General features: G+C 70.3%; 12 protein-coding genes and 1 pseudogene. 5 read left to right on the top strand and 8 right to left on the bottom strand.

Features of this window, described 5'->3' with window-relative positions; translation table 11 throughout:
* Positions 1–15: 15 nt before the first annotated feature.
* On the bottom strand, positions 16–762 hold the full coding sequence (locus IG08_RS0137505; RefSeq protein WP_030613565.1) for an MBL fold metallo-hydrolase: 747 nt from the start codon (positions 760–762) through the stop codon (positions 16–18).
* A 164-nt stretch (positions 763–926) separates the two neighbouring features.
* The gene (locus IG08_RS0137500; RefSeq protein ID WP_030613563.1) at positions 927–1,553 is read right to left on the bottom strand and encodes an alpha-ketoglutarate-dependent dioxygenase AlkB; all 627 of its coding nucleotides are present in this window, start codon (positions 1,551–1,553) and stop codon (positions 927–929) included.
* A 134-nt stretch (positions 1,554–1,687) separates the two neighbouring features.
* On the opposite strand from IG08_RS0137500, the gene IG08_RS0137495 reads away from it, so the two are divergent.
* The gene (locus tag IG08_RS0137495) at positions 1,688–2,308 is read left to right on the top strand and encodes a TetR/AcrR family transcriptional regulator (protein WP_030613561.1); all 621 of its coding nucleotides are present in this window, start codon (positions 1,688–1,690) and stop codon (positions 2,306–2,308) included.
* A gap of 16 nt (positions 2,309–2,324) precedes the next feature.
* On the top strand, positions 2,325–3,998 hold the full coding sequence (locus tag IG08_RS0137490) for an FAD-binding dehydrogenase (RefSeq protein ID WP_030613559.1): 1,674 nt from the start codon (positions 2,325–2,327) through the stop codon (positions 3,996–3,998).
* 22 nt (positions 3,999–4,020) lie between these two features.
* On the opposite strand, the gene IG08_RS0137485 is transcribed toward IG08_RS0137490, so the two are convergent.
* The gene (locus tag IG08_RS0137485) at positions 4,021–4,371 is read right to left on the bottom strand and encodes a DUF488 domain-containing protein (protein ID WP_030613557.1); all 351 of its coding nucleotides are present in this window, start codon (positions 4,369–4,371) and stop codon (positions 4,021–4,023) included.
* Positions 4,372–4,522: 151 nt separating this feature from the next.
* Here IG08_RS0137485 and IG08_RS0137480 point away from each other — a divergent pair, with 151 nt between their 5' ends.
* Positions 4,523–5,908, top strand: coding sequence for a M1 family metallopeptidase (locus tag IG08_RS0137480; protein ID WP_030613554.1), 1,386 nt, complete (start codon positions 4,523–4,525; stop codon positions 5,906–5,908).
* Between the two features lie 155 nt (positions 5,909–6,063).
* Here the strand turns inward: IG08_RS0137480 and IG08_RS54765 are convergent.
* Positions 6,064–6,914, bottom strand: a pseudogene (locus tag IG08_RS54765) (oxidoreductase).
* Between the two features lie 205 nt (positions 6,915–7,119).
* On the opposite strand from IG08_RS54765, the gene IG08_RS0137470 reads away from it, so the two are divergent.
* Positions 7,120–7,992 (top strand): helix-turn-helix transcriptional regulator, encoded by an 873-nt coding sequence (locus tag IG08_RS0137470; protein ID WP_030613552.1) that lies wholly within the window; start codon positions 7,120–7,122, stop codon positions 7,990–7,992.
* 37 nt (positions 7,993–8,029) lie between these two features.
* On the opposite strand, the gene IG08_RS0137465 is transcribed toward IG08_RS0137470, so the two are convergent.
* Positions 8,030–8,281, bottom strand: a complete 252-nt coding sequence (locus tag IG08_RS0137465; protein WP_030613549.1) for a WhiB family transcriptional regulator — start codon at positions 8,279–8,281, stop codon at positions 8,030–8,032.
* Between the two features lie 116 nt (positions 8,282–8,397).
* A complete protein-coding gene (locus IG08_RS0137460; RefSeq protein WP_030613546.1) occupies positions 8,398–9,618 on the bottom strand; it encodes a saccharopine dehydrogenase family protein in 1,221 nt (406 codons plus the stop codon).
* 102 nt (positions 9,619–9,720) lie between these two features.
* Between IG08_RS0137460 and IG08_RS0137455 the strand changes: the two genes are divergently transcribed.
* The gene (locus IG08_RS0137455) at positions 9,721–10,440 is read left to right on the top strand and encodes a TetR/AcrR family transcriptional regulator (RefSeq protein ID WP_030613543.1); all 720 of its coding nucleotides are present in this window, start codon (positions 9,721–9,723) and stop codon (positions 10,438–10,440) included.
* Here IG08_RS0137455 and IG08_RS0137450 read toward each other — a convergent pair.
* Both IG08_RS0137450 and IG08_RS0137445 read right to left on the bottom strand, forming a co-directional pair.
* Positions 10,437–10,766: a hypothetical protein gene (locus IG08_RS0137450; protein WP_030613541.1), complete on the bottom strand. Its 330-nt coding sequence runs from the start codon at positions 10,764–10,766 to the stop codon at positions 10,437–10,439. The genes IG08_RS0137455 and IG08_RS0137450 overlap by 4 nt on opposite strands.
* Positions 10,767–10,915: 149 nt before the next feature.
* Positions 10,916–11,767: an MBL fold metallo-hydrolase gene (locus IG08_RS0137445; protein WP_030613539.1), complete on the bottom strand. Its 852-nt coding sequence runs from the start codon at positions 11,765–11,767 to the stop codon at positions 10,916–10,918.
* Between the last annotated feature and the right edge of the window lie 169 nt (positions 11,768–11,936).

Genomic DNA, 11,936 nt, shown 5'->3' with positions numbered 1-11,936 from the left:
GATCGTCACCTCACCTTAGAGTGCGCGCTCCTTGGCCTGAAGTGCCGCTTCACGGACCGGACCGCGATGCACGGGCCCGTGCCCCGGCAGCAGCAGGTCGCCCTCCAGCCCCTCGAACGCGTCGAGCGAGGCCACAGCCCGGGCGCGCTCGTGGTGGAACATGTCCGGCAGCAGCTGTGGGCCCTTGATCCGTGAGGTGGGGTGACCGCTGACCAGGGCGTCGCCCGAGATCACCACTCCGCGCTCGGGGAGGTGGAAGGCGCTGTGCCCGTCGGTGTGGCCCGGCGTGTACACGGGGACCGGGCTGCCGGGCAGGTCGAGCGGGCCCGTTGCCGGGAACGCCTCGGGGGCGGCGACCGGGACATGGGCCGTGCCGCCCGAGCGGATCGCGTGCACCGCCCACGGCAGCACACCGGGCCGCCAGCCGTTCTTCAGGACCGTCCCGACGGACACCTGGTGCAGGAACTCCCGGCGCGCGTGCGGCAGTTCGGCCTCGTGCAGGTACACGGGCGTGCCGTAGGTGCTGCGAAGGTACTCGGCGGAGCCCAAGTGGTCGTTGTGGGCGTGCGTGACGAGGACGGCCGTGACCGCTTCCGGTGAACTCCCCACCTCCGTAAGGGAGGCGAGGACCTGCTCCCGGTCCCCGGGGTAGCCCGTGTCCACCAGCGTGACGGCATCCCCCTCGGTGAGGATCACCCAGTTGGTGTTGCTGCCGTGCACCAGGTAGGTGCCGTCCGCGACTTGCCGCACGTTCGCCTGCATGATCGTCCCGCCCGCTGAGGTCCTGCCCCCGACGCTCACAGCAAAGCAGATGATCACGCGATCCGGAGCGGCGGGTACCGGTCACACCTGGGGGCGAGGCTGCCTCCGGCACCGTCCGCCGGAGGCAGCCCCCTGCGCGCAGCCGAAGCAGCCGCCTCTCTGCCTCACTGCACGCCGTGCGGGCGGAACTGGATGCTGATGCGCGGCCCCGCGGCACGCGTGGTCTTCGGGATGGCGTGTTCCCAGGTCCGCTGGCAGGAGCCGCCCATCACGATCAGGTCGCCGTGGCCCAGTGGTCTGCGGACCGTGTCGCCGCCGCGCATCGGGCGCAGCAGCAGGTCCCTGGGCGAGCCCACGGAGAGGATCGCGACCATCGTGTCCTCACGGGCACCGCGCCCGATGCGGTCGCCGTGCCAGGCGACGCTGTCCCGGCCGTCGCGGTAGTGGCACAGCCCGGCCGTGGTGAACGGTTCGCCCAACTCGTCGGCGTAGTACGCCGTGAGCGCCTCGCGTGCCTCCTCCAGCACGGGGTGCGGCAGCGCGTCGCCCGCGCCGTAGAAGGCGAGCAGCCGCGGTACGTCGACGACGTGGTCGTACATCTTGCGTCGCTCCGCACGCCACGGCACCTCGGAGGCCAGCTGTTCGAACAGGGCGTCGGAGCCGGCGAGCCACCCGGGCAGTACGTCGATCCAGGCGCCGAGGCCGAGCTCGGTGCGGCGCACCCCGGTGAGGGAGCCGAGCCGTAGCTGGTCGGTCTGGTCGAAGAGGGAGCCCTGGAGGTGCGTGGTCATGGATCCAGCGTACTCCTTATTCGAACATCTGTTCCCATTTAATCCGTCGGTCGGCCGGAAAATCTCCCGACCGGCCGACTCTTTCGATACACCGCTGTATCGGATACATTCGCGTATCGAACGGAGGGCCGGACATGGCGGTGGAGCAGACGACCGGGCGCGTGACCAGGCGTCGTGTCCGCACGCGGGCCAATCTCCTGGACGCAGCCTTCTCGGTCTTCGCCGCCAAGGGCTTCGGGCGGGTCTCGATCGAGGAGGTCTGCGAGGCCGCCGGCTACAGCCGGGGCGCGTTCTACTCGAACTTCGACAGCCTGGACGAGCTGTTCTTCGCCCTGTACCGGCAGCGCGCCGACCTGATCGCCGAGCAGGTGGCGGACGCGCTGGCCCTCGACGGACCGGGGCTCGACGTACCCGCCGCCGTCGACCGGGTCACGGAAGTGCTGCTCCTCGACCGGGACTGGCTCCTGGTGAAGACGGACTTCCTGGTGCACGCCGCCCGCGAACCGGAGGTCGCGCGGACCCTGTTGGAGCACCGGGCGCGGCTGCGGCAGGCCATCGCGGACCGGTTGGCGCGGGGGCACACCCCACTGCGCGCCGTGCTCGGCGACGTCTACGGTGCCGCACACGCCGTCGTGGCCGCGTACGACGGAGTCACCACTCAACTGTTGCTGGACGGGGACGTCGAGCGTGCCCGGGTCTGGCTCAAGCAATTGCTCACCGCGCTGCTCACCGACGGCAGCGACACAACCGTATGAGGAAGGGACGGTCGCCATGGATGCCGACGTCATTGTCGTCGGAGCGGGGCTCGCGGGTCTGGTCGCGGCGCACGAGTTGACCAGCCGGGGCCGCAGGGTCGCCCTGGTCGACCAGGAGAACGCCGCCAACCTCGGCGGCCAGGCGTTCTGGTCCTTCGGCGGGCTCTTCCTCGTCGACTCCCCGGAGCAGCGGCGCCTGGGCATCAAGGACTCCTTCGACCTCGCCTGGAACGACTGGCAGGGCAGCGCGCAGTTCGACCGGGTCGACGACGAGGACTCCTGGGCGGTGCGCTGGGCGCGCGCCTACGTCGAGTTCGCGGCGGGGGAGAAGCGGTCCTGGCTGGAGGGGCACGGCATCAAGTTCCTGCCGACCGTCGGCTGGGCCGAGCGCGGCGACCTGAGGGCCGACGGACACGGCAACTCCGTGCCCCGCTTCCACGTCGCCTGGGGTACCGGCACCGGAGTCGTGGAGCCGTTCGTCGACTACGCCAAGCAGGCCGCGCGCGACGGGCTGCTCACCTTCTACCACCGGCACCAGGTCGACGAGCTCGTCGTCGAGGACGGCACGGCCCACGGGGTGCGCGGCACCGTCCTGGCCGAGGACAACTCGGCCCGGGGTGTGAAGTCCAACCGCGACCGCGTCGGCGACTTCGAGCTGACCGCACGGGCGGTGATCGTCACCACCGGCGGCATCGGCGCCAACCATGACATCGTCCGCCGCTACTGGCCCGAGCGGCTCGGCACCGCGCCCGCCGAGATGGTCACCGGCGTACCGGCCTACGTCGACGGCCGGATGCTCGACATCAGCGCGGGCGCGGGCGTACGGCTGGTCAACCGCGACCGCATGTGGCACTACACCGAGGGCCTGCAGAACTGGGACCCGATCTGGCCGGGCCACGGCATCCGCATCCTGCCCGGCCCGTCCTCCCTGTGGTTCGACGCCCTCGGCCGCCGCCTGCCCGACCCGTGCCTGCCCGGCTACGACACCCTCAGCACCCTGAAGTACCTGCGCACCACCGAGGACATCGCGGAGTACGACCACTCCTGGTTCATCCTCACCCAGAAGATCATCGAGAAGGAGTTCGCGCTGTCGGGCTCCGAGCAGAACCCCGACATCACCGCCAAGGACCGCGCCGGTTTCCTGAAGGAGCGCGTGCTGGGCAAGGGAGCGCCGGGGCCGGTCGACGCGTTCCTGCGCAAGGGTGCGGACTTCGTGACCGCCCCCGACCTGGAGCAACTCGTCTACAAGATGAACGAGTTGACCGACAAGGCGCTTCTCGACGCCGCCGGGATCCGGCGTCAGATCGAGGCCCGCGACCTGCAGATCGCCAATCCCTACAGCAAGGACTCCCAGGTACAGGGCATCCGCAACGCCCGCCGCTACATCGGCGACCGCCTCGGCCGTGTCGCCTCCCCGCACCGCATCCTCGACCCGGCCGCGGGCCCTCTGATCGGCGTCAAGCTGCACACCCTGACCCGCAAGACCCTCGGCGGCATCCAGACCGACCTCGACTCCCGTGCCCTGGGAACCGACGGCAAGCCCCTCGACGGTCTGTACGCGGCGGGCGAGGTCGCCGGCTTCGGAGGCGGCGGCGTCCACGGCTACAACGCGCTCGAAGGCACCTTCCTCGGCGGCTGCCTCTTCTCGGGGCGCGCGGCCGGGCGGGCGGCGGCGAAGCAGACCGCCTGAGCAAGCCGAACGGCCCGTCTCCTCACGGTTGGAGGAGACGGGCCAGCACGGAGGCGTGACTCTGCTCGGGGGTCTTCGAGGCGGTCAGCAGCGTCACCGCGCCCTTGCCGGTCAACTCGCGTACGTGGCCGAGTAGTTCGGTCGCCTCCGGAGTGGCGAGCTCCGCCTCGTAGCGGCGGCTGAACTCCTCGTACGACCCCTCGCCCGTGTGGTACCAGCGCCGCAGCTCGGTGGACGGAGTGAGGCCCTTCGGCCACTCGTCCACCCGCGCCGCGTCCTTCGACAGGCCGCGCGGCCACAGCCGGTCGACCAGGACGCGAAGGCCGTCCTCCGGCTCGGGGGCTTCGTAGACGCGACGCACGCGAACGCTCACGGTGGGGCCTTCCTGCGCAGGTGGGTGTGTCGGGAGCGTACTGCGGAGGGCTTCGCGGGACGCGGCGCGACTTGACCTGATCGAGGTCGAGATGCGGGGAGGGCGGCCTCTACTGTGAAGCCGTTGCCCACCCCCACCTGTAGGAGCGCACGTGCCAGAGGCCGTCAGACGCACCTTCGTTGTCGCAACCGTCCCCGTAGCCCTCGTGGCGCTTCTGGGCGCCGCCGCACCTCCGTCGGCCGGCTCGTCCGGCGTCGGCGACCCCTACTTCCCGCTCGCCGGCAACGGCGGATACCACGTCGGCCACTACGGCCTGACGCTCCGTTACGACCCCGGCACCGGTCACCTCGTCGGCAAGGCGGTCATCTCCGCCCGTGCCACCCAGCGGCTCTCCCGCTTCGACCTCGACTTCAACGGCCTGACGGTCACCGGCCTCACGGTCGACCACGCCAAGGCCGACTTCAGCCGCGACGGACAGGAGCTCGTCGTCACCCCGCGCCATGTCCTGCGCAAGGGCCAGCGGTTCGACGTCACCGTCACCTACAAGGGCACCCCGGGTCCGGTCACCGACCCGGACGGCTCGCTCGACGGATGGATCCCCACCGACGACGGGGCCTTCGTCGCCGGGGAGCCGCAGGGCGCGATGACCTGGTTCCCGGCGAACAACCACCCCACGGACAAGTCGTCGTACGACTTCACGATCACCGTCCCCAAGGGGCACACGGCGGTCGCCAACGGAGTCCTGCTCGGCGAGCGGACCGCGCACGGGAAGACCACGTTCCGCTGGCGCCAGAGCGAACCCATGGCCGCCTACCTGGCCACGGCGACCGTCGGCAAGTTCCAGGTGGAGCAGTTCACCACCCGCGACGGCATCAAGGTCTACAACGCCGTCGACCCGCGCGAGGCCGCCGACGCGGCGCCCGTACTGAAGAAGCTGCCGTCCGTCCTGGAGTGGGAGAGCAAGCTCTTCGGGCCCTACCCCTACCGCGCCGCCGGGTCCATCGTGGACCGCGCCCCGAACGTCGGCTACGCGCTGGAGACCCAGACCCGCCCCGTGTACGACTCGGCACCGAGCCTGAGCACCCTCGTCCACGAGAGCGCGCACCAGTGGTTCGGTGACTCCGTCTCCCTCACCTCCTGGAAGGACATCTGGCTCAACGAGGGCTTCGCGACCTACGCGGAGTGGCTCTACGACGAGCAGCACGGCGGCGACAGCGCCCAGCAGGCCTTCGACGCGCTGTATGCGCGTCCGGCGAGCGACGGCCTCTGGGAGTTCCCGCCCGGCGACCCCGGCAGCGGCGCCAACATCTTCGGCACCCCCGTCTACGCCCGCGGTGCGATGACCCTGCACGTCCTGCGGAAGGCCGTGGGGGACCGGGCGTTCTTCCGGATCCTGCGGGCCTGGGCGGCTGAGCACCGTAACGGCAACGGCACGACCGCGCAGTTCGTCCGGCTGGCGGAGCGGGTGTCCGGGAAGAACCTGGACGACCTGTTCCAGATCTGGCTGTACACGCCGGGGAAGCCGAACAAGCCCTAGCTCGAGTTTTGACCTCCACTCGGTTACCAGGAGGCGCTGGGTGGCGTGAACGGCTACGAGCAGGTCCGGCTGGGAGGGACCAAGAGCGGGCCAGCTGGGTGATGACGGCCGCCGTCGAGGCCCCGCGCTGGGGGCCGGCCCGACAGCGAGTGACGTCAGGCGGACCGGCTGACGTCGTCGAAGTCGGTGGAGGCCGACAGCTCGGCCCATGCCAGCAGGTCGCGCTCGAAGGCGTCGCGTCCGGCCTGGACGAGCTGAAGCGCGTCGGTGCCGAGCAGCAGGCGTGTCGGCGGCCGGTCGGCCGCCACGATGCGCAGCACCGCGGCCGCGGCCTTGTCCGGGTCGCCCGGCTGGTGCCCGCTGCCGTGGATGCGCCGGGCGCGCAGCGGCTCGAACAGCTCGTCGTAGTCGGCGATCACACGGGGTGCGCGGATCATCGAGCGGCCGGACCAGTCGGTCCGGAAACTGCCCGGCTCGACCGCGGTGACATGGATGCCGAAATCGGCGACCTCCTTGCCGAGCGTTTCGAGGATGCCCTCCACCGCGAACTTGCTGCCGTGGTAGAAGCTGAGGCCCGGCATGGTGATCAGCCCGCCCATCGAGGTGACGGCGATGATGTGGCCCGAACGGCGCTCCCGCATGTGCGGCAGCACGGCCTTGATCACCACCACGGTTCCGTAGACGGTTCACCTCGAACTGACGGCGAAGGTCATCCATCGACGACTCCTCGAAGAGGCCGTCATGGCCGTACCCGGCGTTGGCGACGAGTACGTCGACCGGACCCAGGTCGCGCTCGGTCTCGTCCACGACCGTGTCCACCGCGTCATGGTCGGTCACGTCCAGGATGCGGGCGTGCGCGTCGCCGGCGAGCGCCTCAAAGGCCCGTGCGTCGGCGGGCGTGCGCACCGTGCCCACCACCCGGTGGCCCGCGGCCAACGCCGCGCGCGAGTGCGCGGCCCAGGCCGGTGCTGACGCCGGTGATCAGGAATGTCTTGGTGTCCGACACAGGAGTTCCCTTCGTGCGATGCGAACAGAGGCCGACCGGGGCGGTTGGGCCCCGGTCGGTCTCGACACGTTCCACTTCAGCACCGGAATCGGCTGCTGATCGACTTCCGGGGGGGCCGCTTCGCCCCGGGGACAGCCGGACCGGGGGACTGCCAGGCCCCCTTTCGCGGGCCGCCGGGGCGAACTTGGGCCCTATCGTGAACGGCATGGACCGCAACGCAGCTCTCGGTGAGTTCCTCCGCTCTCGGCGGGCACGGATCACCCCGCGCCAGGCGGGCCTGTCCGACGACGGCGGCTCTCGGCGAGTGCCAGGACTGCGCCGCGAAGAGATCGCGCAACTGGCGGGCGTGAGCGTCGACTACTACGTACGCCTGGAACGCGGACGCCGACTGAACGTCTCCGAGTCCGTGCTGGACGCCATCTCCCGCGCGCTACGCCTCGATCCCGTCGAACGCACCCATCTGTTCCAGCTCGCCAAGCCCACCGCAGACAGGCCCCGCCGCACGGCGACGCGTCCGCAGCCGGTCCGCCCGGGGCTGCGCGACCTGCTCCGGATCCTTGAGCACACCCCCGCCCTTGTGCTGGGGCGGCGACTGGACATACTCGCGTCCAATCAGATGGCACGTGCGCTGCTCACCGACTTCGACGCGCTGCCGCACCGCGAGCGGAACCTGGTGCGGTTCATGTTCTGCGACGAGACCGCCCGCTCGCTGTATACCCACTGGGACACCCACGCCCAGGACATTGTCGCCTCGCTCCGGCGCGACGCCGGACGCCATCCCCACGATCCACTGCTGGCCGAACTCGTAGGCGAACTCTCGATCGCGGATGAGGACTTCCGCCGCTGGTGGGCCGACCAGAACGTGCATCGGCACACGCATGGCAGCAAACACTTCCACCACCCGATCGTCGGCCCGCTCACCCTCAATTACGAGTCCCTCACCCTGCCCGCCGACCCGGACCAGCGGCTGAGTGTCTACACCGCCGAGGCAGGCTCCAGCTCCGAAGAGGCGCTTCGGCTACTGGCCGCGTGGATACGGCAGCCCGAGACCTCGCACGGGCAGCACGCAGATCATTAGACGCCCGCCGGTCCGCGAGGAGCGATCGGCCGCCGGTTCAGCCGGAGCTCCTCCGGGCGCCCGCGCGCCGCTTGAGCGCACGGCGTTCGGTCTCGCTGGTGCCACCCCAGACACCGATGCCCTGCCCGGTGTCCAGCGCCCACTGCAGACACTGCTCCCGGACGGGACAGCGCCGGCAGACCGACTTGGCCTGCTCCGTCTGCACCAGCGACGGGCCGGTGGTACCGATCGGGAAGAAGAGGTCGGGGTCCTCGTGGCGGCACGCGGCACGGGCTCGCCAGTTGTCCATCAAAGTCACCTGCGATCGACGTCGTATGTGCCCTCGTGGATGATTTACTCGCTTCCGGGTCACCTGTCGATGCGTGGTGAAACAACCGGGTCCTGTGGGACGTGTCCGGGACGGGGTCACTGCTCCCGGATGCCCCAGGGGGAGCCGTACGCCGTCAGCAGGTCGAGGAAGGGCCGGGCCGGGAAGGCCTCCGGGCCGAGGACGCCCGAGCCCGACCAGGCACCGGTGGCGAGGAGTTCGAGGGCGATGACCGGGTTGACGGCGGTCTGCCACACCACCGCCTGGCTGCCGTACTCCGCCATCGACCACTGGTTGTCGACCACGTGGTACAGGTACACCTCGCGCGGCATCCCGTCCTTCACCCCCCGCACCCAGGTGCCCGCGCAGGTCTTGCCGCGCATCCGCTCGCCCAGCGTCGCCGGGTCGGGCAGACAGGCGGCGACCAGGTCCCGGGGCGAGACCGCGACCGGGCCGGCGGAACTGGGCACGGTCACCGGGTCGGTGCGGTCCAGGCCCAGCAGGTGCAGCGTCCTGAGCGTCTCGATGAACTCGCGGCCCAGGCCGTACTTGAAGGTGACCCGCCGTGCGTCGACCCAGCGTGGGACGAGCAGTACCTCCTCGTGCTCCACGTTCACGCACTCGACGGGGCCGATGCCCTCCGGGAAGTCGAACACCTCGGGCTCGCTGAACGGTTCGGTCGTGAACCAGCCGCGGTCGGCCTCGTAGACCACCGGCGGATTGAGGCACTCCTCGATGGTGGTCCAGATGCTGAAGGACGGCGCGAAGTCGTAGCCGTCGACGGTCAGGTTCGCACCGTCGCGGATGCCGATCTCCTCGATGTCGTCGAAGAGTTCGTCGGCCGCGTACCGGGCGAACACGTCCGACAGCCCCGGCTCCACGCCCATGCCGACGAGCGCGAGCGCACCCGTCTTCTCCCAGTCGTCCGCCTGCGCGAACTGCTCGTCGCCGAGCTTGACCCCGCACTCCTCGTGCGGCCGCTCGGGGTGCGGCCGGGACAGCGACATCGCCATGTCGAGGTAGTCGGCGCCTGCCGTTCGCGCCGCCCGGAACAGGGGCATCACGAACCGTGGGTCGGTGGCGTTGAGGAGGATGTCGCAGCTGTGCTCTTGCAGGAGTGCCACCACGGCCGCCTCGTCGCCCGCGTCCACGTGCTCGGCACGGAAACGGACCCCGTCGTCGCCGAGAGCCGCGACCGCCGCCTCGGCCCGCGCCGGGTCGTAGTCGGCCACGACCATCGCCTCGAAGAACGGCCGCCGGGCGGCGATCCGGGTGATGGCGGTGCCCACACCACCGGCTCCCACGAGCAGTACACGCATGACAGGTCTCCCTCTGCTGACGGTCGAAGACGTGGGGCCCCGCGGTCGATACAACGCCGCGGGCCCGCATAAGGTCAATGCCGTTGGCATAAGGAGGCCGGGGTGCCCAAACAGGTCGTGCCCGAGGAGAAGTGGCGCCGCCGCAGGCCCACCAAGAGCGGCACCGTGCTGTCCGAGCAGTTGATCGTCGAGACGGCGCTGCGCATGCTGCGCGAACACGGCAGTGCGGGCCTCACCGCCCGTCGCCTGGGCCTCGCCCTGGACGCCGACCCGAGCACGCTCTACCGGTACTTCCGGGGCATGGACGACCTGACACTCGCCATCGGTGACGCGCTCATCGGCCAGGCGCTGGAGGGCTGGCGGCCCACGGGGGAGTGGCGGCCGGACCTGCGCGCCGTCGGGCTGCGCATCCATGGCGCCTACGTCGCCCACCCGCAGGCCGCACTGCTGACCACGAGCAGGGTCACCGGCCGCGCGAACGAACTGGCCGCCGACGAAGCGGTCCTGGACGTCCTGCGCACGGCCGGGTTCCCGCTGCCGGACACCGTGCGGATCTACCACGCCTTCATCGACCAGACCCTGGCCTTCGCCGCGCTCGACGCCGCCTCGCTGGCCCTGCCGAGCGCCTCGCAGCACGCCGACGAGGACATGTGGCGCTCGACCTACGCGCGGTTGCCCCGGGAAACTCACCCCCGCATCGCCGAGGCCGCACCCCTGCTCGCCACCCGCATGGTCACCAGCGCCTACCCGACGGCCCTGGACATGCTGCTGGACAGCGCCGAGACCCGGCTGCCGCCACCGGAGGTCCAGGGCGTGTCTTAGAAGTTGCTGTTGTGCTGGGTGGGCCCTCCGGGGAAGTCGCGGGCGGCCATCCAGATCGTGAGGTCGCGGGCGATCTGGGCGATGCTGGTCTCGGTGGCGATGTCGTGTTCGCGGCGGGTGGTGTCGCGGCGGACCACCTCGTAGCCGCCTTCGTCCAGGACCGCGACGGAGGTGAACCAGGCCGGGTCGTCTTCGCCGGGCTGGATGACGACGAAGGTGTTGTCTGAACCGTTGAGGTCGTCGATCAGCATGAACAGCGCGTCCTCGGACGGGTCGTCGATCCGGTCGCCGTTCTCACTGTCGGCGCGGTAGTACGCAGCCCCCATCGCCTTTGTCTCCCCTCGCCCCGCACCGAGATCATCACGGTACAAGGCGAGACACGGACCCCGGTTCTGAGCACGGCCTGGCCGAGCGGCAGATTTCTGGTCGTAGGCGCCGGAGTGCAGCAGATCCCAACGCCGCGCGGCAGCGCCGCTCACGTCCCCGACGGCCGCGGCTGCTCCGGCGGAACCGAGCTCTCGGCAACCGCCATCCACTGGTCCAGGTCGGTCTGGGTGAACTCCTCCCACGGGGGGATTCCGGGGAGCTGGCGGAGGAGGTCGTAGGCCTCGGGGATCTGGGCTCCGCGGAGGACCGGGCAGTGGCAGCCGGCGATGACCTCGGCGTTCAGGTGTTGGAAGTCGGTGACGACCGTCCCGAACTTTTGGGCGTCCACCAGGGTGACCCAGGGGGAGACCAGGCTTCCGCCGAAGAACTGGCCGTCGCGGAATTCGTCTGGCGACAGCGCCGCCATTTCGGGCATAGGGGTCGGCACGTTCGTGGCGAAGGTGTCTACGGCCCACAGGACGTTGGCCTTCGGGTCGAAGAGGGCGCGGGTTGTGGGGTTGTCGTACAGGGGTGGTCGCTTGGCGACCAGGGTGCGATCGCCCGCGTCGATCGTGTCGCCGTCGGTCATGAAGCGGCACCGGTTGATGGGGGTCTCCCACTCGTCGGCCATGCGTCCGATGGAGAACCATGTCGTCAGCAGGGTCGCGTTCGGGCATTCCGCGAGGACCGCCAGGAGGTTGCCGGCGTGGTCGCGGTCGTCGTGGGTGAGGAAGATCCACCGTACGTCCAGGGGATCCACGATGGACCAGGCTGCCTCCAGCCACTGGGAGCGCACTGCGGGCGCCCCGGTGTCCACGAGGACCGGTTCGGTTCCCCGGATCACCATCGAGTTCATCGGGAAGTGGCCGACCGGCGGGGCCTCGAGGGCCCACGGGATGACGAACGTCTCCTCGGCGATCTTGTACGGCTGCAGAAGGTTGAAACTCTCCAGGGTTGTCATCGCTGCTCTCCCTAGGACGGAATCGCCGCAGCGTCCATGAATCCAGTGCAGCCCCGTGCCGGGCTGTCGTCAAACGCAGAACTCGTGACGGTCGGCTTCGGTGAGCGACGAGGGGTGCGCGGTCGGCGCTGGCCGGTCCCGGGCCGTGCTTGGGCGGGCGACCGTTAAC

It is taken from the genome of Streptomyces fulvoviolaceus (assembly GCF_000718165.1).
GTDB lineage: Bacteria > Actinomycetota > Actinomycetes > Streptomycetales > Streptomycetaceae > Streptomyces > Streptomyces fulvoviolaceus.
The sequence above is the reverse complement of the archived record's forward strand: the minus strand, read 5'-3'. Positions and strand labels throughout refer to the sequence as shown.

Bases quoted from the DNA above. Each gene is read 5' to 3' on its own strand.
- IG08_RS0137470 (WP_030613552.1), top strand. From the start codon at position 7,120: ATGGACCGCAACGCAGCTCTCGGTGAGTTCCTCCGCTCTCGGCGGGCA.
- IG08_RS0137450 (WP_030613541.1), bottom strand. From the start codon at position 10,766: ATGGGGGCTGCGTACTACCGCGCCGACAGTGAGAACGGCGACCGGATC.
- IG08_RS0137495 (WP_030613561.1), top strand. From the start codon at position 1,688: ATGGCGGTGGAGCAGACGACCGGGCGCGTGACCAGGCGTCGTGTCCGC.
- IG08_RS0137460 (WP_030613546.1), bottom strand. From the start codon at position 9,618: ATGCGTGTACTGCTCGTGGGAGCCGGTGGTGTGGGCACCGCCATCACC.
- IG08_RS0137490 (WP_030613559.1), top strand. From the start codon at position 2,325: ATGGATGCCGACGTCATTGTCGTCGGAGCGGGGCTCGCGGGTCTGGTC.
- IG08_RS0137500 (WP_030613563.1), bottom strand. From the start codon at position 1,553: ATGACCACGCACCTCCAGGGCTCCCTCTTCGACCAGACCGACCAGCTA.
- IG08_RS0137505 (WP_030613565.1), bottom strand. From the start codon at position 762: ATGCAGGCGAACGTGCGGCAAGTCGCGGACGGCACCTACCTGGTGCAC.
- IG08_RS0137445 (WP_030613539.1), bottom strand. From the start codon at position 11,767: ATGACAACCCTGGAGAGTTTCAACCTTCTGCAGCCGTACAAGATCGCC.
- IG08_RS0137465 (WP_030613549.1), bottom strand. From the start codon at position 8,281: ATGGACAACTGGCGAGCCCGTGCCGCGTGCCGCCACGAGGACCCCGAC.